At 59.7% G+C, this 23,060-nt stretch carries 20 protein-coding genes and 1 pseudogene; 15 read left to right on the forward strand and 6 right to left on the reverse strand.

All coding sequences use genetic code 11. The features are described 5' to 3' along the window. The first annotated feature begins 45 nt into the window (after nt 1–45). Nucleotides 46–747, forward strand: a complete 702-nt coding sequence (locus AB4Z23_RS07845; protein ID WP_111798691.1) for a ParA family protein — start codon at nt 46–48, stop codon at nt 745–747. Between the two features lie 58 nt (nt 748–805). Here the strand turns inward: AB4Z23_RS07845 and AB4Z23_RS07850 are convergent, their stop codons facing one another. The 3 genes from AB4Z23_RS07850 to AB4Z23_RS07860 form a co-directional block, all read right to left on the reverse strand. Next, nucleotides 806–2,533: a chemotaxis protein gene (locus AB4Z23_RS07850; RefSeq protein WP_421477081.1), complete on the reverse strand. Its 1,728-nt coding sequence runs from the start codon at nt 2,531–2,533 to the stop codon at nt 806–808. Between the two features lie 140 nt (nt 2,534–2,673). Next, nucleotides 2,674–4,788, reverse strand: coding sequence for a sensor histidine kinase (locus AB4Z23_RS07855; RefSeq protein ID WP_421477083.1), 2,115 nt, complete (start codon nt 4,786–4,788; stop codon nt 2,674–2,676). After that, nucleotides 4,785–5,525, reverse strand: coding sequence for a response regulator transcription factor (locus tag AB4Z23_RS07860; RefSeq protein WP_003514167.1), 741 nt, complete (start codon nt 5,523–5,525; stop codon nt 4,785–4,787). The genes AB4Z23_RS07855 and AB4Z23_RS07860 overlap by 4 nt, the downstream gene beginning before the upstream one ends. A gap of 229 nt (nt 5,526–5,754) precedes the next feature. Between AB4Z23_RS07860 and AB4Z23_RS07865 the strand changes: the two genes are divergently transcribed. The 4 genes from AB4Z23_RS07865 to AB4Z23_RS07880 all read left to right on the forward strand — a co-directional run bounded on the left by AB4Z23_RS07865 (nt 5,755) and on the right by AB4Z23_RS07880 (nt 11,266). Then, on the forward strand, nt 5,755–6,747 hold the full coding sequence (locus tag AB4Z23_RS07865; RefSeq protein WP_421477118.1) for an ABC transporter substrate-binding protein: 993 nt from the start codon (nt 5,755–5,757) through the stop codon (nt 6,745–6,747). 117 nt (nt 6,748–6,864) lie between these two features. Next, on the forward strand, nt 6,865–7,890 hold the full coding sequence (locus AB4Z23_RS07870) for an ABC transporter substrate-binding protein (protein ID WP_003514162.1): 1,026 nt from the start codon (nt 6,865–6,867) through the stop codon (nt 7,888–7,890). Between the two features lie 86 nt (nt 7,891–7,976). Beyond that, nucleotides 7,977–10,208, forward strand: coding sequence for an ABC transporter permease (locus AB4Z23_RS07875; protein WP_038492179.1), 2,232 nt, complete (start codon nt 7,977–7,979; stop codon nt 10,206–10,208). Then, nucleotides 10,205–11,266, forward strand: coding sequence for an ABC transporter ATP-binding protein (locus tag AB4Z23_RS07880; protein ID WP_003514159.1), 1,062 nt, complete (start codon nt 10,205–10,207; stop codon nt 11,264–11,266). Before AB4Z23_RS07875 ends, AB4Z23_RS07880 begins: the two co-directional genes overlap by 4 nt. Nucleotides 11,267–11,293: 27 nt before the next feature. On the opposite strand, the gene AB4Z23_RS07885 is transcribed toward AB4Z23_RS07880, so the two are convergent. After that, nucleotides 11,294–13,330 carry an NADH:flavin oxidoreductase gene (locus AB4Z23_RS07885; RefSeq protein WP_013636803.1) on the reverse strand — a complete coding sequence of 679 codons (2,037 nt, stop codon included), beginning with the start codon at nt 13,328–13,330 and terminating at the stop codon, nt 11,294–11,296. Nucleotides 13,331–13,475: 145 nt separating this feature from the next. On the opposite strand from AB4Z23_RS07885, the gene AB4Z23_RS07890 reads away from it, so the two are divergent. The 4 genes and pseudogenes from AB4Z23_RS07890 to AB4Z23_RS07905 form a co-directional block, all read left to right on the forward strand. Beyond that, entirely contained in the window at nt 13,476–14,105 is a 630-nt protein-coding gene (locus tag AB4Z23_RS07890) for a TetR/AcrR family transcriptional regulator (RefSeq protein ID WP_421477085.1), read from the forward strand. Nucleotides 14,106–14,244: 139 nt separating this feature from the next. Next, complete coding sequence (locus AB4Z23_RS07895) at nt 14,245–14,919, forward strand: response regulator transcription factor (RefSeq protein WP_003514154.1); 675 nt, start codon at nt 14,245–14,247, stop codon at nt 14,917–14,919. A gap of 35 nt (nt 14,920–14,954) precedes the next feature. Next, nucleotides 14,955–16,352: a sensor histidine kinase gene (locus tag AB4Z23_RS07900; RefSeq protein WP_441360047.1), complete on the forward strand. Its 1,398-nt coding sequence runs from the start codon at nt 14,955–14,957 to the stop codon at nt 16,350–16,352. Nucleotides 16,353–16,357: 5 nt separating this feature from the next. Next, nucleotides 16,358–16,580 (forward strand): annotated as a pseudogene (locus AB4Z23_RS07905) (outer membrane protein); the annotation flags it as partial. Nucleotides 16,581–16,693: 113 nt separating this feature from the next. Here the strand turns inward: AB4Z23_RS07905 and AB4Z23_RS07910 are convergent. Both AB4Z23_RS07910 and AB4Z23_RS07915 read right to left on the reverse strand, forming a co-directional pair. Then, entirely contained in the window at nt 16,694–17,080 is a 387-nt protein-coding gene (locus AB4Z23_RS07910) for a hypothetical protein (protein WP_421477087.1), read from the reverse strand. A 104-nt stretch (nt 17,081–17,184) separates the two neighbouring features. After that, nucleotides 17,185–17,616 (reverse strand): MarR family winged helix-turn-helix transcriptional regulator, encoded by a 432-nt coding sequence (locus AB4Z23_RS07915; RefSeq protein ID WP_025594436.1) that lies wholly within the window; start codon nt 17,614–17,616, stop codon nt 17,185–17,187. A 206-nt stretch (nt 17,617–17,822) separates the two neighbouring features. Here AB4Z23_RS07915 and graD point away from each other — a divergent pair, with 206 nt between their 5' ends. Genes graD through AB4Z23_RS07945 form a run of 6 tightly spaced genes read left to right on the forward strand, consistent with a single transcriptional unit; the run spans nt 17,823 to nt 22,980 of the window. Then, nucleotides 17,823–18,362 carry an FADH(2)-dependent resorcinol hydroxylase reductase component gene (gene graD, locus AB4Z23_RS07920; RefSeq protein WP_003514147.1) on the forward strand — a complete coding sequence of 180 codons (540 nt, stop codon included), beginning with the start codon at nt 17,823–17,825 and terminating at the stop codon, nt 18,360–18,362. Nucleotides 18,363–18,398: 36 nt separating this feature from the next. Beyond that, nucleotides 18,399–19,628 (forward strand): FADH(2)-dependent resorcinol hydroxylase oxygenase component, encoded by a 1,230-nt coding sequence (graA, locus tag AB4Z23_RS07925; RefSeq protein ID WP_421477089.1) that lies wholly within the window; start codon nt 18,399–18,401, stop codon nt 19,626–19,628. Nucleotides 19,629–19,674: 46 nt separating this feature from the next. Beyond that, nucleotides 19,675–20,658, forward strand: a complete 984-nt coding sequence (gene tsdA / locus AB4Z23_RS07930) for a gamma-resorcylate decarboxylase (RefSeq protein WP_003514143.1) — start codon at nt 19,675–19,677, stop codon at nt 20,656–20,658. A gap of 3 nt (nt 20,659–20,661) precedes the next feature. Next, on the forward strand, nt 20,662–21,717 hold the full coding sequence (graC, locus tag AB4Z23_RS07935) for a maleylacetate reductase (protein WP_112675643.1): 1,056 nt from the start codon (nt 20,662–20,664) through the stop codon (nt 21,715–21,717). Nucleotides 21,718–21,757: 40 nt separating this feature from the next. Further along, a complete protein-coding gene (graB, locus tag AB4Z23_RS07940; RefSeq protein WP_065662121.1) occupies nt 21,758–22,645 on the forward strand; it encodes a hydroxyquinol 1,2-dioxygenase in 888 nt (295 codons plus the stop codon). Continuing rightward, nucleotides 22,642–22,980, forward strand: coding sequence for a YciI family protein (locus tag AB4Z23_RS07945; protein WP_111790577.1), 339 nt, complete (start codon nt 22,642–22,644; stop codon nt 22,978–22,980). The genes graB and AB4Z23_RS07945 overlap by 4 nt, the downstream gene beginning before the upstream one ends. Nucleotides 22,981–23,060: the final 80 nt, after the last annotated feature.

Consider the following 23,060-nt stretch of genomic DNA (forward strand, 5'->3'; position numbering starts at 1 on the left):
TTCCGCGAGGCATGACAGTCTCCGCCCAGTTTTCCGGATCATGCCATGCCAGTTATCACCTTCGCGAACACCAAGGGCGGTGCCGGGAAAACCACGGCGGTTCTTCTCCTGGCGTCCGAACTGGCGCGGCTCGGATCGCGGGTTTGCGTCATCGATACAGATCCACAGCGCTGGATTTCCCGCTGGCGTGAAAAGGCCGATGCGCGTGTCGATTTTTCAGTCATCACCTATGTGACGGCGGCGACGTTACAGCAGCATGTCATCGACAGCCGCCGTGCATTCGATCATGTGATCATCGACCTGCCCGGTGCGCAATCGCCCCTGCTCGCGACTGCGATAGGTGTCTCCAACCATGTGTTGATACCCGTTCAGGGCAGCACCATGGATGCGCAGGGCGGGGCGCAGGTGCTCGAGCTGCTGCGTTATCTCGATGAAAAGGCGAATATCCGGATCGACCATTCCGTCGTGCTGACCCGCGTCAATCCGCTGGTCACGACCCGCGCGCTTCTGGCCGCACGGGAACTGCTGGCGCAAAGGAATGTACGTGTTCTCGATACGCCCATTTTCGAACGTTCTGCGTTTCGCGATATGTTCGAATTCGATGGATGCCTGCATATGATGAAAGCCGGCCATGTCAGCAATCTCGACAAGGCTCTGCAGAATGCCGAAGCTTTTGCCGCCGAGGTTCTCCGTCTCCTTGAGGCCTCCAGCAAGAAAAGCCCTGGCAAACTGATGCAGGCGGCCTGACGCCGGGAACCCGGCGCAGCAAAAGCGCCCCATCGATCCCGTTTAGATCGAATACGCTCTAGAAAAGCGCGTCGGCAAACAGATCGTCGTCATCTTCGACGGTGGCGGGTGCTTTCTGCCCGGACGCAAGATCGACCGGCAAGTAGCGAAGATGCACGTCGCGCTCCTGCGCCATCGTGTAGATCTTGTAGATGCGTGTCGAAAACGGCTGGATTTTCTCTGCGAAGCCGGAAATGTCTCCGGCGCCGCCGGCGGCCAGCCCGCTTGCCACGTGATGGCATTCTTTCAGGACATCGCCGAGTTCGCTTTCGAAATCGAGCTTGATCACGGCGGCACTGATGCGGCTGAAAACGGCCTGACCTTCCGTGGCGAGATCCTGAAGACCGGTTTCCATCTGACCCTTGGCGTGGCTTATGGCTTCCAGTGCTTCGCTCAATGGTTCCCGCAGGTCACCGGCGCTCCGGTTCTCTGCCGTCTTCAGATTTGTAATGACGCTTTCGATCCGGTGGAGATCGGCAACGATCGAATCTGCCGGGCTTTCCAGCTTGTCGGCAAAGACCCGCAGCTCGCCGCTGACGACATTGACCGACCGGCCTTCGTCGCCCAGTTTCGAGCAGCGCAGGTTTGAGTTCAGCGCCATATAATGGATTTCAGTCTTGATCGAGCGCAGCACTTCAATGCCGTGCAACAGGTCCTGTGCGGTACCGGTAACGGAAGCGACGACCGCATTGGCGTCCGCCATGCCTTCCTGAACGCGCCCGGCCAGATCGCACGCCTTTGCTATGTCCTTCTCAAGCAGCTGCAACGCGCTGCCGCCATCATTGGCAGCATCTTCCACCAGGGTGTCGCGCAGTGAAAGAATGGTTGCGGCATCGTCGGCGAAACTTGAGATGCCTGCAAAGATCTTGCGGCAATCCTGCTGGAAGGTGGTTGCCATCTCGTCGATCTGGGCGCTGACCATCTCGAAAACGGTGTCGTAAAGAGCGTCCATTTCGGCGGAATTTAACGCCAGCGCCTCTTCGGAATTCAGATAATCGCTGAACAGGGCGAGTGTCGTCTGCACATGTTCGACACGTTGGCGGGTGATGTCGCCGATCTGGAGGGAGGACAGCGTTGCCGCTATCTTGCCCTGCACGCCCTGCGCGACGGATTTCACCTTGGCCGCCATGGCCGTCATGGCGCGATGCTGTTCGCCGATGCGACCGGAATTTGTCTTCAAACCTCCGACGATGCCGGGGATCGTTGCTTCGAAATCGGCGCCGATGGCGGATGAGACGTCGCGCGCTCTGGCAAGCTGCTTGTCCATGAGATCGAGATATTGCGCGAATTTGCCGACTTCAGTACCGCCGAAATGGATGCGTTCGCGGATTTCCTCGGCAAAGGAGGAAAATTCGGCGATGCCTGCGCCGGTAATCTTTACCGTGACCGCAAAGGTTTTCAGGTAACGGATCGTCTCGCGGATATCATCGACATGGCCGTTTGCAGACTTGCAAAGGGAACTCATTTCAACGAAGGCGGCCTGTCGCAACTGTTCGGTTTCCGGCAGGCGGACCATATCCTCAATGGTCTTTTGCATGTTGGCCATTGCCGCATCCGCGGTATCGCCGTCCATCGAACCCGTCATGCGGTCCAATATGGTGATGAGCTGGTTCAGGATGTCCATGACTGAAACGAGCACGGCGCCGCCTTCGAGAAAGGTCTTCTCGATACGAGACTGTGCGGTTGCAAGGCGCGCGGTCAGGTACGCTTGCGGATCACTGGCTTCAGCTTTTGGTTGATTTTTCACGACGGTACTGTTTCCCATACTCGGATGGCGTGATCCTAGAGAGCAGGAAGAAACGGACAGTGAATATTCTGAGTTGATCGGGAGTTAACAACTCAATTGGTTGACGAATTCCTCTCCCCCTTGGAAGGCCTTCTCGGGGCTTATCGAATCTGGACGTGGTCGGTGCCTACCGGAAAAGTCAGTTGTACCCTTGCGCCATCGCCCGGCATCGAGCTGATATGCGCCTCGCCGCCGCTCTGCCGGACGAAGCCGTAGACCATTGCAAGGCCGAGGCCTGCCCCGCCGTGTTCCTGCCGGGTGGTGAAATAGGGCTCGAAGGCCTTGTCCACCGCCTCGGGCGTCATGCCCACTCCCTCGTCGGTGACCGCGATCACAAGTGCATCCTTCTCGGAAGCGGCGCTGATCGAGATCAGGCCACCATCGGGCATGGCCGCTGCCGCATTCAGGCAAAGGTTGAGGATGGACTGCTCGAGGAGGGCAGGGTCTAGCGCAATCGAGGGAAGATCCTCGTCAATCTCCAGCGCAATCCGGCATTTCGGGCCGACTGCAATCTCAAGGATATCGGCCATGCCGCGCAGCAGGTTTGCGACGTTGATGCAGCTCGGATGAATGGGCTGCTGGCTGCCGATGGTCAGCATGCTGCTGGCCAGAGAACGGCCGCGATCCGCCGCCTTGCGGATACGGGCGATGTGGCGTTTCTGGCGATCGTTGAAACCAGTTTCGCGCTCCAGCAGGCCGAGGCTGCCGGTGATGATGCCGATCATGTTGCCCACTTCATGACTGACCTGATGGGTCATGCGCATGATGCCATCAAGCCTCTGGGCTTTTGCGGCCTCCGCCTCCTGACGATCTAGAGAAGTTACATCCCGCGCCAGCAGCACGATACCGCCATCCGGCTGGCGTGACATCGATACTTCGATCACTCGTTGATCTCCAGTGCGATGGCGCACGATTGCCCGGTCCATCAACTCGCCTCGGCCGCTCTCGAAAGGGAACAGTGCGGGATCGATCTCCGGTATCGGTTCGACAAAACGGCGAAGCGGCAGCTTACGCGACGAGCCGGAACGACCGACAAGTTCTATGATCCGGCGGTTCATGGTGATTGGCCGACCGGTCGGATCGAACAGCGCTATTCCCTCATTCATGTTGCGGAAGGTGGAGCGGATGGTTCGGGCCGCCGCTTCCGCCGTGCGCCGCAGGCGGGAGACACGATCGACGCTGTCATGGAAAGCCCGGAAAGCATCGAGCAGGCGGATCAGTTCCGTCTCCGATCCGGTGTAGGATGGCGGGCCGACATCCTTTTCACCCTTGGCGAGCGCGTTCATGCCGTTGGAAAGCGTCGCGATCCCGCGCGAGACACGCATCACTGATCGAATCGAGAATGTTGCCATGACCAGAACCAGAAGCGAAGCGACTGCGACGATGACCAATAGCCGGCTCAGAGCGTCCGAGGTCGAGATCAGGTCCTCGTTGAGGCTGCGGGCAACCGCATCGCTCTGGGTTTCGGTGACATGGGACAGATCGCGCGAAACAATGTGAAGCCGCGACACCGAGGCGCGGATCGCAAACATTTCCAAGAGGTAACGGCTCTGCGCTTCAAAGACCCGCTCATAGGGTTGCAGCTCGGCCACGGGGAGCCGCTCTCCGGGATAACCTTCCTGGCGCGCGGTGGTTTCGGCAACATAGCGGCGGCGCAGTTCACCAAGCTGGAAGAGGCTGTCGGATGCGGATGCGGCCTGCACGATGCCGTTCATCCGCCGGCGCAGTTCGGGATCGGTGATGCCGCGACCCGTGGCAATTTCGCCAAGCGCGGCTGCCGCTTCCGCCTTGTGGCCCTGCGCCGCATCGGCATCCTTTGCCAGATCCAGCGTCTGTGTTCTGATCAATTCAAGGAGTTCGACGATGCGCTCGTTGGCAAAGCCGCGGGCGACCCGATCACCGTTGCCTGGCCCTGTCATCTCCAGCAGGATATCGACCTGCTGGACCACGGACCTGCTTTCGCTGGAGACGCGATAGGGCGAGGCGGCATTCATCAGGAAAGGTGCACTCGAGACGAGGTCGGAGACCTGCCGCGAAACCAGCGATGCCTTGGCAAGGCTGGAAAAGGCCTGCAGGCCGTAGGCGGCCATTTCATCGCGGGCGCGTTGCAGGCCGTAGATGGCGATGGCGGATAGGCTGAAGACGAGGATGCAGATGAAGACGATCGCAAAGGGCAGGCGAAAGGCGATCGAGGAAAGGAAGGAGCGGCTGATCACGGAGAAAGCTCGCCCTCGTCGGTGTGGAGCACATAACCCCTGCCGCGCCGCGTCTTGATGTGACGCGGCAGATCGGGGTTTCGCTCGATCTTGCGCCTCAGCCGCAGCACCAGCACATCGACGTTTCTATCGATATAGCGGTCGCTTTCCGAGCCCAGTCTGTCGAGGATCTGGGAGCGGCTGACGGGCTGGTTGGGCGTTTCGGCCAGAATTTCCAGAAGTGCGAATTCGGCACTTGTCAGCGTTCTGCTGCGATCGGTCAGGCAGACCGCCTGTCGGGCATTGAGATCAATCGCCCAGTCGCTGAGGAGCAATGCTGCCCGGCCGTGGTCGCGCTCGCTGTCCTTTTCCTGCTTCAAGGAGGGGATCGTCCGGCGCAGAACGGCCTTGATCCGTGCCGTGAGTTCGATCGGTTCGAAGGGTTTGACGACATAATCGTCGGCCGCTGTTTCCAGGCCGAGAACCCGGTCGGCGGCGCTGCCGGCAGCCGTTACCATGACGATGCCGATATCAACCTTGCTGCGTAGTCTCTGGGCAAAGGTGCGGCCGGAGGTGCCGGGCAAGTTGTGGTCTACGAGCACCAGCTGCATCACGTCCTTCGCCAATATCTCGTCCGCTTCCTCGGCGGAGCGCGCGCAGGTGGGCAGCCAGCCCTCGGCCTCGACGAGGTCCGAGATAAGCTCTGCCATATCCGGATCGTCCTCGACGATCAGAATGCGAACCTTCTGATTAAGCACTGCGTATTCCTCCCGCCATCATCATAGGCGCGGCAGACGCGATCTTCAAAGCCTAGCTGGTTATCCGCCCTGTCATATTTGTAATATCTGTAATCTTGTTCGGAAAGATTGGTAACCATTCTTCGATTGCGGTGCGGTCAGGATGTGACATGCTAATGGCGGAGATTGGAACGGGGAGGTTCCAAGCAGGGAGGCTCAGTTGAGAGCATTGACCGCACTTGCGGCGAGCATGGCCTTATGGCTGTGCGGCGCAGGGCATGGCATGGCCGCGACGAAGTTGAACGTCCTGTGCGGCGTCGACGAGGCTTGGTGCGTGACCATGCAGCGGGCTTTCGAAGCGCGGATGGGGGTCGAGATTTCGATGGTTCGCAAGAGCACCGGCGAAATCCTCGATCAGATTCGTGCCGAACGCGCCCATCCGACTGTCGACGTCTGGTGGGGCGGTACAGGCGACACTCATTTGCAGGCGGGTTCGGAAGGCCTTCTGGAAGAGTATCAGCCCGCCCATCAGCAGGATCTGCTGCCATGGGCGCAGAATTTCAATGCGATGTCGGGATCGAAATCGGCCGGAATCTATGCCGGTGCGCTCGGTTTTGCCTATAATTCGGAACTGCTCGCCAAGAACAGTCTGCCGGCCCCGACATGCTGGAAGGATCTGGCGAAGGAGATTTATCGCGGCCATATCCAGACCGGCAACCCGAACTATTCGGGCACGGCCTTCACCATGCTTGCCACGCTTGTCCAGCTCTTTGGCGAGGAGGAGGCTTTCAGTTTCATGGGCAAGCTTAACCAGAATGTGGTGAGTTACACCAAGGTCGGCTCGGCGCCCGTAAAGGCGGCGGCGCGGGGGGAGGTTCTGATAGGGATTTCCTTCATGCATGACGCCGTGACACAGAAGATCGAAGGCTTTCCGCTGGTGATCGTCGCCCCTTGCGAGGGAACCGGTTACGAGATCGGGGCGGTCAGCATCGTCAAGGGCAACCACAACGATGCGCTGGCGCAGGCCTTCGTTGAATTCGCGCTGACCCCGGAAGGACAGGCGACCGGGGCAAAGGCGGGGCAGAACCAGGTGCCATCCAACGCCCGGGCGACATTGCCGCTGACGGCGCCCGATATATCGATGATCAAGATGGTGGATTACGACTTCGCCACCTTTGGCCAACCCGATGAGCGAAGTCGATTGTTAAGCCGCTTCGACAACGAAATTCACCCGACCCAGTAGGGGTCAGCAATCCAAGACCGAAAATACAGACAGCGTGGCAGCACAAGATGCCGCGACCGGCAGCGCCATGTTTGTGGACTGCCGAACCATTCAGACGCAAGCTACAGGAGGATAACCATGCGACTGACGATACTTTCCACATTGCTTTTTGCCGGTACGGCACTCGGCACCACATCGGTGCAGGCGGCGGGCGAGCTTAACCTGATATGCTCTGCCGATGTCGTCATCTGCGAACAGATGAAGGGCGATTTCGAAAAGTCGCATGACATCAAGGTCAATATGGTTCGCCTGTCTTCCGGCGAAACTTATGCCAAGGTGCGTGCGGAAGCCCGCAACCCGAAGACCGATATCTGGTGGGCCGGCACCGGCGATCCGCACATGCAGGCGGCCTCCGAAAACCTGACGCTCGAATACAAGTCGCCGATGCTGGATCAGCTGCAGGACTGGGCTGTCAAACAGGCGGAAAGCACCGGTTACAGAACCGTCGGCGTTTATGCCGGCGCGCTGGGCTGGGGTTACAACACCGAAATCTTCAAATCCAAGGGTTACAAGGAGCCGAAGTGCTGGGCCGATCTGCTGGCACCGGAACTGAAGGGCGAAATCCAGATCGCCAATCCCAACTCTTCGGGCACAGCCTATACGGCGCTTGCCTCGCTCGTGCAGATCATGGGCGAAGACCAGGCGATCGATTATCTGAAGAAGCTCAACGCCAACATCTCGCAATATACCAAGTCCGGATCCGCGCCGGTGAAGGCGGCAGCGCGTGGCGAGACGGCACTCGGCATCGTCTTCATGCATGATGCCGTGGCGCAGACAGCGGAAGGTTTCCCCGTCAAGTCCATCGCGCCCTGCGAAGGTACCGGCTACGAAATTGGCTCCATGTCGATCATCAAGGGTGCCCGCAACCTCGAAAATGCCAAGACCTGGTATGACTGGGCGCTGAAGCCAGAGGTCCAGTCACGCATGAAGGACGCCAAGTCCTTCCAGCTTCCATCCAACAAGACCGCGGAAGTGCCGAAGGAAGCACCGAAGTTCGAGGACATCAAGCTCATCGACTACGACTTCAAGACCTATGGCGACCCGGCCAAGCGCAAGGCGCTGCTGGAACGCTGGGACCGCGAGGTCGGTGCAGTCGCAAACTGATTTGAACTCCGGCGATCGGCATCCCGGCTTTTGAAAGCCGGGATGTCCGCCGTTCTTTCATCGGCATGAAATAAGCGAGGTCGGCCATGACACGTGGCAATCGCAGGCTGAACATTGTCCTGGCGCTCGGGGCTTTTGCCCTGGTTTTTCTTCCCTGGTATCGCATTGAAGGCGGCTTCTTCAGCTTCCGCTGGCTGTCTGAGTTTCTCTCTTCCCCCAGCAATGCGCCCGGTGTGCTGCAAATATTGGTTTATGGAAAACCCTGGCTTGCCGGTGCCGGCCTGTTTTTCCTTGCCGGATGCCTTGTCCGCGCGATTGGCGATCCGATGCTGCGGGGCAAGCTGCTTGCGTGGATTGGTGCTGCCGGTCTCGTGGTTCTGATTTTGCAGGGATTGGCGATCGGCTTTACCGGCTGGACATGGAGCGTCAGTGAAAACCTGTTCGGCGTGCTTTCCGATGGCCAGCCCGCCATGGGCGCCGGTGCCGTTGTCATGTCTCTGGTCTTTGTGCTTTTCTTTGCCTTCGGGCTTGCCGAACGCGGCGTGATGAAGGGCGATGCCTTTGTCGTCGGCTCGATTTCCATTCTGGCCTTCCTCGTTACCGTTTTCGTGTTCTATCCGATCGGCAGCATGCTGATCGCATCCGTTCAGGATTTCGATGGCTCCTTTAATGCCGATGGCTTCATCCGCAATATTCAGGATCCCGGCATCTGGAGCCTTGGCTGTGTCACGGGTGAAGAGCGCTGCGGCGTTGCCTGGCGAACGCTCTTCCTCGCCTTGATGACCGCCTTCGGCTCCACAGTGCTTGGGTTGGGTTTCGCGCTGGTCGCCACCCGCACCCGTTTTCCGTTCAAGAAGGGCCTGCGCCTTCTGACGGTTCTGCCGATCATAACGCCGCCTTTCGTCATCGGTCTTGCCCTGACGCTGCTCTTCGGCCGCGCCGGTGTCGTCACCGAATGGCTTTCCTATCTCTTCGGCATCGAACCCGGCCGCTGGCTCTACGGCATGACCGGCATATGGATCGCGCAGGTGCTCTCCTTCACGCCGATATCCTTCCTGGTGCTGATCGGTGTCGTCGAAGGTGTCAGCCCGTCGATGGAGGAGGCGTCGCAAACGCTTCGCGCCGACCGCTGGCGTACCTTCTGGCGGGTGTCGCTGCCGCTGATGAAGCCGGGTCTCGCCAATGCGTTTCTCATCGGCTTCATCGAAAGCATGGCGGATTTCGGCAATCCGCTGGTGCTTGGTGGCACGCATGGGGTGCTGTCGACGGAAATCTTCTTTGCCGTTGTCGGTTCGCAGAACGACCCTTCACGCGCCGCTGTTCTCGCAATTATCCTCCTGTGCTTCACGCTTTCGGCCTTCCTCGCCCAGCGTTTCTGGCTGGCCGGCAAGAACTTCGCCACGGTTACCGGCAAGGGCGACAGCGGCGCGCATATCGCGCTGCCACGCGGCCTGTCCATTGGTGTCCATGCCGTCGTCGTGCCGTGGATGGTCTTCACCATCGTCGTGTACGGCATGATCCTCGTCGGCGGTTTCGTGAAGACCTGGGGTCTGGACAATTCGCTGACGCTCGACCACTACATCCGCGCGTTCTCCGTCAGCTTCTCCAACGGCTCGATCGCCTGGACCGGTGTTGCCTGGAACTCGTTCTGGACGACCATGGAGATCGCGCTGGTGTCGGCGCCGCTGACCGCTGCCGTCGGTCTGCTGACGGCCTATATCATCGTGCGGCAGAAGTTTGCCGGTCGGAACATCTTCGAATTTGCCCTGATGATGAGCTTTGCCATTCCCGGAACGGTCATCGGCGTCAGCTATATCATGGCCTTCAACCTGCCGCCGGTGGAAATGACGGGATCGGCGCTGATCCTGATCGCCTGCTTCGTCTTCCGCAACATGCCGGTCGGCGTGCGCGGCGGCATTGCGGCAATGAGCCAACTCGACAAAAGCCTCGATGAGGCCTCGCTGACGCTGCGCGCCGACAGTTTCCGCACGATCAGGAAAGTGATCCTGCCACTGCTGCGCCCGGCGATCACGGCGGCTCTGGTCTACTCCTTCGTCCGAGCGATTACCTCGATCAGCGCCGTCATCTTCCTCGTCAGCGCCCAGTACAACATGGCGACCTCCTATATCGTCGGTCTCGTCGAAAACGGTGAATACGGTGTCGCCATTGCCTATTCCTCCATGCTGATCGTGGTGATGATCACTGTTATCACCGGCTTCCAGCTCATTGTAGGCGAGCGTCGCCTGCGCCGCGAAAACCGCGTCGCGGGACTGCCGTCCGCGTCCTCCGTTCCTCTCGCTCAGGAGAAAACCGCATGATTTCCGTAAAGCCCGGCTCCGTCACCTTTCAGAATGTCCGCAAGACATTCGGCGCCTTCACCGCCATCCCCGACCTTTCGCTCACCATCGAACCCGGCACGCTGGTGACACTTCTCGGTCCCTCCGGTTGCGGCAAGACGACGACGCTGCGCATGCTGGCGGGGCTCGAACATCCGACGGCCGGTCGCATTCTGATCGGCGACAAGGATGTGACCATGCTGCCGGCCAATGAGCGCGATGTCTCGATGGTTTTCCAGTCCTATGCCCTGTTCCCCCACATGACGGCGCTCGACAATGTCGCTTATGGCCTGCAATCCTCCGGACTGCGCAAGGCGGAAGCACGGGAGAAGGCTGAGGAAGGTCTGAAGCTCGTGGGGCTGGCCGGCATGGGACATCGTCTGCCTGCCGAGCTTTCCGGTGGTCAGCAGCAGCGCGTGGCGGTTGCCCGTGCTCTGGTGCTGGAGCCGCAGGTGCTGCTGCTCGATGAACCCCTTTCCAACCTTGATGCGCGTCTTCGCCGCCGGGTTCGTACCGAAATCCGGGAATTGCAGCAGCGGCTTGGTTTTACCGCCGTTTATGTGACGCATGATCAGGACGAGGCGCTGGCCGTTTCCGACCGGATCATCGTGATGAAGGAGGGCGAGATCGCCCAGTCAGGCGCGCCGCGGGAACTCTACGAGGCGCCGGCTTCTTCCTTCATCGCCGACTTCATGGGCGAAGCGAATGTCGTCGGCTGCGAGGTGGTCAGCCTTGAGGGCGCCGATGCGTTGATCCGCGTTGGAGGGATCGATCACCGTGTTGCGGCACGCAACGCCAAACCCGGCCCGGCAAAGCTTGCGGTTCGTCCGGGTTCGATTTCCATTGCCCAATCGGGCGGACAGGGACTTGCCGGGCGGGTGCTGCACAGCGCCTATCTCGGCGGTCACGTCGAATATGAAGTCGAGACCGATATCGGCACGCTCTTCATCATCGACCATGCGGTCGAGACCAGCCTGCCGCCCGAAAGCGATGTCACACTCGGGTTCAAGAACCGTGGCATTGCCTTGATCCAGGCCTGAGTTTCAAAGCGTATCGCGGCGGCCCTCTCAAATGTCCTTTGCGAGACGCAGCGCATCGTAGATCGCCGCATGTGTATTGCGTGCGGCGACCGCATCGCCGATGCGGAAGAGCCGGTAGGCACCGCCAGGGTTGCGCTCGACGGTTTGGGCGGAGCCCTCCAGCAAGGCGTCGTAGGATATTTCGCCGAGGTTCCTGGAGCCGGGCTTGAGGTCGAAATAGAGATCGTCCAGCGGCACCGTGCCGTGATTGACGACGATCTGGTCCACGGTCCTTGATTTCGTCACGCCGCCATAATCGCTGCCGACGTGGGCGACGAGCTGGTTGCCGTTTCTTTCCGCCGCTTCCAGCCGATAGGTGACGGTGAAGGTGACGTCGAGTTTTTGCAGTGAGCGCATGTAAGGAACCAGGTTCATCGCCATGACTTCCGGCGCGAAGGCGCGATCCGGGGTCATGATCTCCACTTTTGCGCCCGCCTTTGCGAGAAATTCTGCTGCCTGCAAGCCCGCATGGTCGCCGGCATCGTCGAAAACCAGCACATTCGTTCCCGGCTTGACGTCGCCGGAAATGATATCCCACGACGAAACGACCAGATCATTGCCGTTTGAAAGCACATCGGTATGCGGCAATCCGCCGGTGGCGATGATGACGACATCTGGGCTTTCCGAGAGAACCGTGTCCGCTTCCGCCCAGCTGTTGAAGTGAAAGGTAACGCCGAGCCTTTCGCACTGGCTCATGCGCCAGTCGATAATGCTGATCATTTCGCGGCGGCGTTCGCTTTGCGCGGTCAGGCGGATCTGGCCGCCCGGATCGTTTGCGGCCTCGAAGACGACGACCTCATGGCCGCGTTCGGCACAGACTCGCGCGGCCTCCAGCCCGGCCGGACCGGCGCCGACGATCACGACCTTCAGGCTTTCCGTCGCCTTGGTGATCTCGTGCGGCATCGTTTCTTCGCGGCCTGTCGCCGGATTGTGAATACAGAATGCAAGGCCGCCCTGATAGATGCGGTCGAGACAGTAGTTGGCGCCAACGCAAGGCCTGATATCGTCCTCCCGCTTTTCCATGATCTTGCGCACGATATGCGGGTCCGTCATGTGGGCGCGGGTCATGCCGACCATATCGACCTTGCCGGAAGCGATGGCGTATCTGGCGGTGGCGACATCCTGGATCTTGGCGGCGTGGAAGGTGGGGAAACTGGTTGCCGCGCGGATTTCGCCTGCGAAGTCCAGATGCGGCGCGTTCGCCATGCCCTGAATGGGAATGACGTCGGTCAGGCCAGGATCCGTATCGATATGGCCCCTGATAACGTTGAGATAGTCGATCAGGCCGCTATCCCGCAACCGGCGCGAGATTTCGAGGCCTTCCGCCTTTCCGGTGCCGCCTTCAAGACATTCGTCGGCGGTATAGCGAACCCCGAGGATGAAATCGTCGCCGACACGCTCGCGCATCGCCCTGAAGACGTCGAAACAGAAACGCATGCGGTTGTCCAGCGAGCCGCCATAGGGGCCATCCAGCTCGTTGGTCAGCGGCGAGACGAACTGGTCGATGAGATGGCCATAGGCTTCAAGCTCCACCCCGTCCATGCCGCCCGCCTTCATGCGTTCCGCAGCGTCGGCGAAGTCCTTGATGATGCGCTCGATATCCCAATCCTCGATCTTCTTCGGGAAAGCGCGATGCGCGGCCTCCCGCTGGTGAGATGGTGCCAGCACCGGCAGCCAGTCGCCCTTGTCCCAGCGCGTGCGGCGGCCGAGATGCGTCAGCTGGATCATGATCGCTGCACCCTCTTCATGCACGGCGTCGGTCATTTCCCTGATCCACGGAACGATTTCATCCTTGTAGGCCAAGAGGTTGTTGAAGACGGGCGGGCTGTCTTTCGAGACGGCTGCGGAGCCTGCCGTCATCGTCATGGCGACGCCGCCCTTTGCCCGCTCGAGCGTATAGGCGCGGTAGCGCCCTTTCGGCATGCCGTCCTCCGGATAGGCGGGTTCATGCGAGGTAACGATGATGCGGTTTCGCAGGGTGAGATGCTTTAGCTGGTAGGGCTGAAGAAGAGGGTCATTCGACATGGCGACCGGGCTCCGAGAACGTTTATCGGAGAAGGCTAAGCGGGAATGTACATAGGTGTCAATTAATAAAACACTTGTGTTTATGCATTCGACATGAGTGGACATTCGCCTTGTCGCGACCAGACCGATTTGCTAGGAAATCATCATGGAAGCGACATTGAACGAGACCGGTTGGCGCGGATCGCAGGAGGGCTGGCTTGAGGCCGCCTACCAGGCACTTCTCGAATCCGGCGTGGATTCCGTGAAAATCCTGCCGTTGGCGAAAAAACTCGGTCTGTCGCGCACGAGTTTCTACTGGTTCTTCCGGGATCGGGAGGAGTTGCTGGCCGCACTCGTCTCCCGCTGGCGCGAAAAGAATACCGGCAGCATCGTCAGGCAGTCGGAGGCCTATGCGGAGACCCTGGCCGAAGCGATGCTGAATGTCTTCGATTGCTGGCTGGATGCTGGCCTCTTCGACAACAGGTTCGAATTTGCGGTTCGCAGTTGGGCTCTTCAGTCCGATGATATTCTTGCCGAGGTGCGTAAGGCCGATCAGACGAGAATGGATGCACTTTCGCGCATGTTCATGCGGTTTGGCCATTCGGAAAATATGGCGGATGTGCGTGCCCGCACCACCTATCTCGTGCAGATCGGCTATATCTCCATGCAGTCGGAGGAAGATATGGCCGTGCGCATGAAAAGGATCCCGGACTATATTGCGATCTACACCGGTGAGGCGCCGAAGCAGCGCGAGCTTGACCGGTTTTATGCAAGACATGGGTACAGGCCGGGATAAGGCATCCAAGGTGTGACGGTCGATTTGCGTCTGGCAGGAGGGTGAGAGAAGGATAGTCCGGCTCCTTGCCTGCAATGTAGCTGTAACATTCACCGACCAGTGGTGAGGACGGCAAGCATTCACCTTTGGGGAAAAGTCATTGCGAATCCTGCTTCTCGAGGATGAACCTGAAATGGCGCGGGCCCTGCTCGAAGCCCTGCGACGGCGTGATGTGCTTGCGGATCATGTCAGGACGATTGCCGATGCCGACGCGCTGGCGCGTGACGGGTCTTACGATGTGCTGGTTCTGGATCGTCGCCTTCCGGATGGTGAAGGGTTGAACCTTGTGTCTTCGCTTCGCAAAGCCAGGCATTCGGTGCCGATCCTCGTTCTGACGGCGCTCGGAAGTGTCGATCACCGCGTTGACGGTCTTGACGCCGGAGCGGATGATTACCTCGCCAAGCCCTTTGCGATCGAGGAATTGCTTGCCCGCCTTCGGGCGCTGCACAGGCGCGGCCCTTCGCTTTCCAGCCAATATGTGAGCTTCGGAAATCTGAGCATTGATCCGAAGAGCAATGAAGTCACGGTTGCCGGTGCCATCATCGAGTTTCGGCGGCGGGAATATCTGGCGCTCGAGGCTCTGATGCGACGCCCGAACCGCATCGTGACGCGTTCCAATCTGGTCGAAGCGGTTTACAACCTGGATGATGAGATCGAATCCAACGCTCTCGACGCCCATATCTCCCGCATCAGGAAGAAGCTCGCGCAGGCCGAAGCCACCGTCGAGATAAGAGCCGTGCGAAACATCGGCTATCTCATCCGAGCGAACACATGAAGCAGGAGCGCAACCGATCCCTGCGGTGGGCGCTGATGAAGCGTCTTTTCGCCTTGCAGGCGTTCTTGCTCGTTCTGTTTGTCATCCTCCTCGTCGGCTGGATCTGGATCATTGATCCACGGCTGGAGGGCGCCAATGAAGAGGCTGTCCGCATCGTTGCGGAAAGCGTGACAAAGGATGGGCAGGGCCGGGCGCAAGTTCTGCCCACGCCCGGATTGGTCGAGCTGAAACAGCGCTATCCGAATCTTTGGTTCTTGGTGCGGGACGCCGATGAAATCGTCCTGCGATATGGAGAAATCCCAGTACCGGCTTTGGCGGCAGTTTTTCCGTCAAGCATCGAAAGGGCGCGTCTGGAAGCGGGGGAAACAGTCCGGGCCACCATGGAAAACCGTAATACGCCTGCCGGGCGGCTGCAATTCATTGCCGGGACGGAAAAAGGCATCCCGAATGACGGCCTCAGCCTATGGATCAGTATGCAGTTAGATCTGGAAAAAGATGCCAACGGCGAGATCCGCTGGCTTACTGTCTTGCCGGGTGTGGGCTTCGTCATTCTTATCGCCGTCGTGCCCATGCTGATCCTGACTGGTATCGCGACATTGATCGTGACCCCGAGGGCGGTCGGCCGTTCACTTGGCGGCCTCATGGAAACGGTCAGCCAGGAGCAATCCATCAATTTCGAGAACCGGTCTGCCCGTATCAATCGTTCCAAGGTGCCCAGCGAAATCATTCCCCTGGTAAATGCCTTCAACGTCGCGCTCTCCAAGCTGGATGAGGGATATAATCGCCGTAACCGCTTTCTTGCCGATGCCGCGCATGAGCTGAGAACGCCGATTGCAATCGCGCGGATCAGGGCCGATCTTTTGCCCGATGACCCGCTGAGCCGACAACTCCGGGCCGATATCGATCGCCTCACACGCGTTGCGCACCAGTTGCTGGAGATGCAGGCAGTCGGCGTGGTGGAATTACCCGCCGAGCGGCAGTACCTGAACATCCTTGTCGAGCGCATCGCGACCGATCTCGCGCCGATTGCGATGGATGCCGGTTACGAGTTCGATTTCGAGCCAAGTGAAGGAGAGGCCGTATTCACGGTCCAGACTTCGATCATCGAGATGGCGGTCGTCAATCTCGTCCGCAACGCAATCGATCATGGCGGCGGCAAGGGTGCTATCACGATCCGGGTCGGTGCTGCGGGCTTCATTGACGTTTGCGATGAAGGGCCGGGCATCCCCGTCTCGGAGCGCGAGCAGGTATTCGAGCCGTTTCACCGCGTCAATACGAACTCGCCAGGAGCAGGCCTCGGGTTGAACCTAGTCCAGAAGGCGGCAGAGATCCATTGCGGACGCGTTGTCTTCCTCGACCTCAATCCCGGTTTTTGCGTCCGGCTGGAAATTCGCTCGGTGGCTTCGAAAGGTGCTGCGGCTGACAGTGTCTAGCTGACGGGATTGTAAGCGATCAGGCATGTTTCCCCGGCCTTACCACCACCAAGTTCAAGGATGGAAACGGCGTCACGGGTGCCGACTGCTGGAACCAGGGCTATCGGGTTGGCGCTGGCGTCGAACAGAGCTTCGGCGGCTGCCTGTCGGCCAAGTTTGGCGAGCGGCAGGTCGAAGTCCGATCCAAATGATCACGTCATCAAGGCCGGCCTGAACTACCGCTTCTGACCGGCCCATCCGATGAGAAATCCCAGGGAGAACGTTTCAACGAAAACCGCCGCTTCAAGCATCAAAGCGGCGGTCAAAAATCTGGGAGGGCTGAGTTTGAAATCCGGGAACAATCACTCGCATTCGAGTGACGGTTGCCGGAAGCTCGTTACATACCATTCGCCGCCGGAATTGCGTGTGTAGAAAGTGTAGAAGCAGTCTATGCGCTCGACATAACTCGGCGTCTCGGACACTTCGTAACGCTCCCCGCTTCGTGTTGTCCGCACTTCGCCACTCGATGATCCGGCGACAGCTTGTGTCTTGTTCTTCCGCCACTGGTAGGCCTGCTGTCCACCGCCAAGGCTATAGATATTGTCCGGCGGCCCATAGTCCAGCATCACGCTGGTGATGGGCGCGCCGATGTAGCTTTTCATGACTGTCGAGGCGCAGGCCGAAACCAGGATCGATGCTGTGACAAGGGCGAGCGTTGTCAGGAAGGCGGGTGACAATCTCTCGGACATGGGCAAATTTCCTCCGCTGTGGTGAGTTGCCACAGGGATAGGAACCAGCCATTACAAGTACATTGCACGCGAAGGTCGTGACGGGTCAGCGGATCCTTGGGGGATCAGAGACCCGCAATGTTGCGGCCGATGTGGCGCAGGATGCTTTTGAAAAGTTTCACTTCGGCCGGGTCGAGGCCTTCGATCGCGGTCTTTTCGAACATGGCGGCGATGGGCATCAGTTCCTCGGCAAGTTCTTCACCCTTTGGCGTCAGCGTGATGCGCACGATCCGCGCATTGTCGACCGGTCGCTCGCGGCTGACGAGGTTGCGTCTGACGAGCAGGCCAACAAGCCGGGAGAGCGTGGAAATCTCCACCGACACGAGGTCTGAAAGCTCGGTCAGCGTTTTGCTTTCCTGTTGTCTCAGCGTTGCCAGCACACGATACATCGGCAGGGTGATGTCATAGGATGCCAGCCTCAGGGAGAAACGCTCTCCAAGCCGAACACCTACCCAGTTGAGCAGGTAGGGCACCGAGTCAGTGAACTGATAAGACACAAGCAAAACCCCGTTTTGAGAAACACGTGCGCGGATTACGTGGCGCACCCATCGGCTGTACCGGCATAATCTATCAGTTTCAATAGTTTCGCTCCAGAAGACCGGGGACGGCGAGGCCATATCGCAGCTTCCTCCGCCGTAAAACATTTGCATTGACAAATGTTGCAAATGAAAATATTTAAGAATGCAGGATTTGGGAGGATCTCATGACATCAGCACTGTTTGGCCTGAACAATCTTGCGCCTGAAGGCGTCGGCCAGAATTTCCGCACGACGATGCGCCGTTTTCCGGCGACCGTGACGGTCATCACTGCCTGTGCCACGGGTGATCAGCGCGATCACGGCATGACGGTTACCGCCGTCACCTCGGTTTCGATGGAGCCGCCCTCTCTTCTGGTTTGCCTGAACAACCGCACGTTTCTGCACGAATTGCTGCTCTGCCGGCCCGATTTCATCGTGAATGTGCTGACGCAGGACCAGATTGCCTTGTCTGATGCTTTCAGCGGCAAGGTTTCGCCGGAGGAGCGTTTCCGCAACGGCGAGTGGCAGCGTCATGACAACGGTGTTCTTTATCTGCCCACGGCCCATGCCGCCATCGCCTGCCGCCGTGTCGCGGCAATGCCATATGGAACGCATACGGTGTTTATCGGACAGGTGGTGTCGGCCGATGTAAGCGAGACGACACGACCGCTGCTTTACGAAAATGCCCAATATTGCGCCGCAAGCCCGGCAGGCCTGTCCGCCTGATATTTCCCGGCTAGACTATTCTCGGAGGAGACAATCATGAACGATATGAGCAATGCGCCGCAGCCGGCGCAAACGAACCCGCATGTCCGCCTCGTCGGTCGCGTTGCCGGTGTAGCGGATCTTTTCCGGTCCAGCGCCCGACAAACAGAGGAGGCGCGCCGCGTTCCCGCCAGTCATATCGCGGCGCTGCGCGGCATCGGCTATTTCGATGTCGTCAAACCGCGGGCTTTCGGCGGGCAGGGCGGTGAATTTGCCGAGCTTGTCGAAGCCAATATCGAGCTTTCGGCGGCCTGCGCGTCGACTGGCTGGGTTGCCGGCCTGCTTTCCGCCCATCAATGGCTGCTGGCGATGTTTCCAGAGAAGGCGCAGGCGGATGTCTGGGACGAAAACCCTGACGCGCTTCTGTGTGGTTCCTATGCGCCGGTAAAGATGGCGGAGGCCGCTGACGGCGGTTACCGCCTGAGCGGCAAATGGGCCTTTGCCTCGGGCTGCGAGAATGCCCAATGGTCTCTCTGCGCCGCCATCCTGCCGCCGCAGGGCGAAGGCAGGCCGGTTCCGGCCTTCCTTCTCGTGCCTGCAAGCCAATATGCCATTGAAGACACGTGGCATGTGGTCGGACTGGCCGGCACGGGTTCCAAGACGCTGGTTCTCGATGATGTCTTTGTTCCCAAACATCGGGTTCTGACCTTTCCGGACGCGACCAGCGGCCACACGCCGGGCGGGCGGTTTTATGCGCAGGAAGGTCTCTTCAACATGCCGCTTCTGACCGGCATTCCTTCCTGTCTCGCCTCGACTGGCGTCGGTGCGGCCAAGGGTGCCCTGGCAGCCTATGTCGATCATGTCGGTGGCCGGGTGACCCGCGGTGCGGTGGCGGGCGGCAATAACCGCATGGCGGAATTTCCAACCATCCAGCTGCGTGTCGCGGAAGCCGCTGCGAGCGTGGATGCCGCTTGTGAAATCCTGTTGCGCGACGTTGCGCGGGCTCAGGCACTCTCACAGGCAAGGCTTGAAGGGCGGGCGGAATTTTCGGTGGACGACCGGCTATTGAGCCGTCGCGGCCAGTCCTTTTCGGTCTCTCTGGCGCTGCGCGCCGTGCAGGCACTCAACGATTCCACCGGCGGTGTCGGGCTTGATCTTTCCAATCCGGTCCAGCGGGCCTGGCGGGATGCGAATGCGGTGGGCCGCCATATCAGCATGAACTGGGATGCCGTGGGCACCATGATCGGCCAGAGCATGCTCGGCCTGGAACCCAAGGGCCAATATTGACCGCACATGTGGCGGCAACTGAACAGCGATTTTCGGAGGAAATAACATGCAAGGCAAGGTCGCTCTCGAAGAGCATTTCGCAATCCCGGAAACACTTCAGGATTCGGCCGGGTTCGTGCCCGGTGATTACTGGAAGGAACTGCAGCATCGCCTGCTCGACATTCAGGATACGCGCCTGAAGCTGATGGATGCGCATGGCATCGAAACCATGATCCTGTCGCTGAATGCGCCGGCGGTGCAGGCTATTCCCGACAAGAAGAAGGCGATCGAGATTGCGCGCCGCGCCAATGACGTCCTGGCTGAAGAATGCGCCAAGCGGCCGGACCGCTTCCTCGCCTTCGCAGCCCTGCCGTTGCAGGACCCGGATGCGGCGACCGAGGAGCTTCAGCGCTGCGTCAACGATCTCGGTTTCGTCGGCGCGCTCGTCAACGGCTTCAGCCAGGAGGGCGATGGCCAGACACCGCTTTATTACGACCTGCCGCAATATCGTCCATTCTGGGGCGAGGTGGAAAAGCTTGATGTGCCTTTCTATCTGCATCCGCGCAATCCGCTGCCGCAGGATTCCCGCATCTACGACGGCCACCCCTGGCTGCTTGGCCCCACCTGGGCGTTTGCGCAGGAAACGGCGGTTCACGCGCTGCGCCTCATGGCATCAGGCCTGTTCGATGAGCATCCGCGCCTCAACATCATTCTTGGCCATATGGGCGAGGGCCTGCCCTACATGATGTGGCGCATCGACCACCGCAATGCCTGGGTGAAGCTGCCGCCGCGCTATCCGGCCAAGCGCCGTTTCATGGATTATTTCAACGAGAATTTCCACATCACCACCTCTGGCAATTTCCGCACCCAGACCCTGATCGATGCCATTCTGGAAATCGGTGCCGACCGCATCCTGTTCTCCACCGACTGGCCCTTCGAGAACATCGATCACGCCTCCGACTGGTTCAATGCGACGAGCATTGCCGAGGCCGACCGGGTAAAGATCGGCCGTACCAATGCGCGCCGCCTGTTCAAGCTCGACGGAGCCTGAGCCATGCAGCCGTTCGTCTATACGACGGCCCCGGCCCGCATCGTCTTTGGCACGGGTAGCTCCGTGGGGGTGGCGGAGGAAATCCGTCGCCTCGGGCTGTCACGGGCGTTGGTGCTTTCCACACCCCATCAGAAGGGCGATGCGGAGGCTTTGGCCGCCCGGCTTGGCCCATTGGCTGCCGGTGTTTTTTCCGATGCGGCCATGCACACGCCGGTCGAGGTGACGAAACGGGCGGTCGAGGCCTATCGCGCTGCCGGTGCCGATTGCGTCGTGTCGCTCGGCGGCGGCTCTACCACCGGTCTTGGCAAGGCCATTGCCTTGCGCACCGATGCGCCCCAGATCGTCATTCCAACGACCTATGCCGGCTCTGAGGTGACGCCCATTCTTGGCCAGACGGAAAATGGCGTGAAGACCACCCTGCGCGGTCCGGAAATCCTGCCGGAAGTGGTGATTTACGACGCCGAGCTGACACTTGGATTACCTGTTGGCATCAGCATGACCAGCGGGCTAAACGCCATGGCCCATGCGGCAGAGGCGCTTTATGCTCGGGATCGCAATCCGATCGCCAGTATGATGGCGGTGGAAGGGTTGCGGGCGATGATCGAGGCGCTTCCCGGTGTGAGGATGGAGCCGCAAGATACCAAGGCGCGCGAAACGGCACTTTACGGCGCGTGGCTGTGTGGCACGGTGCTTGGCGCTGTTGGCATGTCGCTGCATCACAAGCTTTGCCATACGCTGGGCGGCAGTCTGGATTTGCCGCATGCGGAAACCCATGCGGTGCTTCTGCCGCATACCATCGCTTATGTGGAACAGGCGGTGCCGGATCAGCTTGCGCCGCTGGCCGCACTTGTCGGTGGCAGGGCAGGGACGGGTCTTTACGATTTTGCCGCCCGGCTCGGCGCGCCGGCAAGCCTTGCAGCACTCGGTGTTGGCGAGGAAGATCTCGACGCTATGGCCGAGCTTGCGACCGCCAATCCTTACTGGTGCCCGCGGCCAGTTGAAAAAACCGCGATCCGCGCCCTGTTGCAACGCGCCTTCGAGGGCGCAAGGCCGGAGTGATCCGGCAAGCAGGGAGCGGCAATGATGGGAGGAGGACATTATGGACATGAAAACAACCGGTGACGACGGCTATTTCGTCGAGGAACGTTCGGCCGAAACCGTGATTGCCCGTATGCGCGATTGTGACGATCCGCGTCTCAAGGAGATCATGGCGGTCGTCACCCGCAAGCTTCACGAGGCGGTGAAAGAGATTGAGCCGACTGAAGAGGAATGGATGAAGGCGATCCATTTTCTGACCGAGGTCGGCCAGATCTGCAATGAATGGCGGCAGGAGTGGATCCTTTTTTCCGATATTCTCGGCGTTTCCATGCTGGTCGATGCGATCAACCACCGCAAGCCGAGCGGCGCGTCGGAATCCACCGTTCTCGGGCCTTTTCATGTGGCCGATGCGCCTGAGATGCCGATGGGCGCCAATATCTGCCTCGACGGCAAGGGCGAGGACATGCTGGTAACCGGCCGCATTCTCGACACCGACGGAATGCCGGTCGCAGGCGCCCGCATTGACGTCTGGCAGGCCAATGACGAAGGTTTCTACGACGTGCAGCAGAAGGGCATTCAGCCCGATTTCAACCTGCGTGGCGTATTCGTCACCGGTGAGGACGGACGCTACTGGTTCCGGGCGGCGAAGCCGAAATATTACCCGATACCGGATGATGGCCCCGTGGGGCAGCTTCTGCGGGCCATGGGGCGTCATCCCTACCGACCAGCGCATCTGCACTACATCGTTTCGGCAGAAGGCTTCACCACGCTCGTCACGCATATTTTCGACCCTGATGATCCTTACATTCGTTCGGATGCAGTTTTCGGTGTGAAGGAAAGCCTGCTGGCCGATTTTCAGCGCGTGGAGGATGCGCAGAGGGCGCAGGAGCTTGGGTTCGCCAACGGCTGGTTCTGGTCGGTGGACCACGATTTCGTGCTCGCCCGATGACCCGCGGTAGCGATCGTCCCCGGCTCTATGTGCGTTTTGCGGAAAGTGATCCCGCTGCCGCTGAGCAAAGGTTGGCGCAAATGAGTGCCCACAAGGCTCATTTGCGCAACGAAGATGGCGTTCCGGAAGGATTCAGAATTCTCGCATCCGGCCCGATGCAGGCGGAAAGCGGAGGGTCTGCCGCGGCCCTCATCATTGCTGAAGCCCGCTGTATCGAGGACGTCATGGCTTTTAGCGACGCCGACCCTTTTGTCATTCACGGCGTCTATAACCGCATTCGTATTTTGAACTGGACGCCGACTTTGTCGAGGATTTCGGGGCTGGAAGGCGACTGAAATCCACGCCTGCAATGGCTGTTGACGATTGTTAATATTTCAATTGCAATTTTTGCAAACGCAACATTTAATCGAAGGCG

This window comes from Agrobacterium sp. MCAB5 (assembly GCF_052114365.1).
Classification (GTDB): Bacteria; Pseudomonadota; Alphaproteobacteria; order Rhizobiales; family Rhizobiaceae; genus Agrobacterium; species Agrobacterium tumefaciens.

Coding starts and splice junctions, on each gene's coding strand:
- AB4Z23_RS07845 (WP_111798691.1), top strand. CDS start 46: ATGCCAGTTATCACCTTCGCGAACACCAAGGGCGGTGCCGGGAAAACC.
- AB4Z23_RS07865 (WP_421477118.1), top strand. CDS start 5,755: ATGGCCTTATGGCTGTGCGGCGCAGGGCATGGCATGGCCGCGACGAAG.
- AB4Z23_RS07870 (WP_003514162.1), top strand. CDS start 6,865: ATGCGACTGACGATACTTTCCACATTGCTTTTTGCCGGTACGGCACTC.
- AB4Z23_RS07875 (WP_038492179.1), top strand. CDS start 7,977: ATGACACGTGGCAATCGCAGGCTGAACATTGTCCTGGCGCTCGGGGCT.
- AB4Z23_RS07880 (WP_003514159.1), top strand. CDS start 10,205: ATGATTTCCGTAAAGCCCGGCTCCGTCACCTTTCAGAATGTCCGCAAG.
- AB4Z23_RS07885 (WP_013636803.1), bottom strand. CDS start 13,330: ATGTCGAATGACCCTCTTCTTCAGCCCTACCAGCTAAAGCATCTCACC.
- AB4Z23_RS07890 (WP_421477085.1), top strand. CDS start 13,476: ATGGAAGCGACATTGAACGAGACCGGTTGGCGCGGATCGCAGGAGGGC.
- AB4Z23_RS07900 (WP_441360047.1), top strand. CDS start 14,955: ATGAAGCGTCTTTTCGCCTTGCAGGCGTTCTTGCTCGTTCTGTTTGTC.
- AB4Z23_RS07910 (WP_421477087.1), bottom strand. CDS start 17,080: ATGTCCGAGAGATTGTCACCCGCCTTCCTGACAACGCTCGCCCTTGTC.
- graD (WP_003514147.1), top strand. CDS start 17,823: ATGACATCAGCACTGTTTGGCCTGAACAATCTTGCGCCTGAAGGCGTC.
- graA (WP_421477089.1), top strand. CDS start 18,399: ATGAACGATATGAGCAATGCGCCGCAGCCGGCGCAAACGAACCCGCAT.
- tsdA (WP_003514143.1), top strand. CDS start 19,675: ATGCAAGGCAAGGTCGCTCTCGAAGAGCATTTCGCAATCCCGGAAACA.
- graC (WP_112675643.1), top strand. CDS start 20,662: ATGCAGCCGTTCGTCTATACGACGGCCCCGGCCCGCATCGTCTTTGGC.
- graB (WP_065662121.1), top strand. CDS start 21,758: ATGGACATGAAAACAACCGGTGACGACGGCTATTTCGTCGAGGAACGT.
- AB4Z23_RS07945 (WP_111790577.1), top strand. CDS start 22,642: ATGACCCGCGGTAGCGATCGTCCCCGGCTCTATGTGCGTTTTGCGGAA.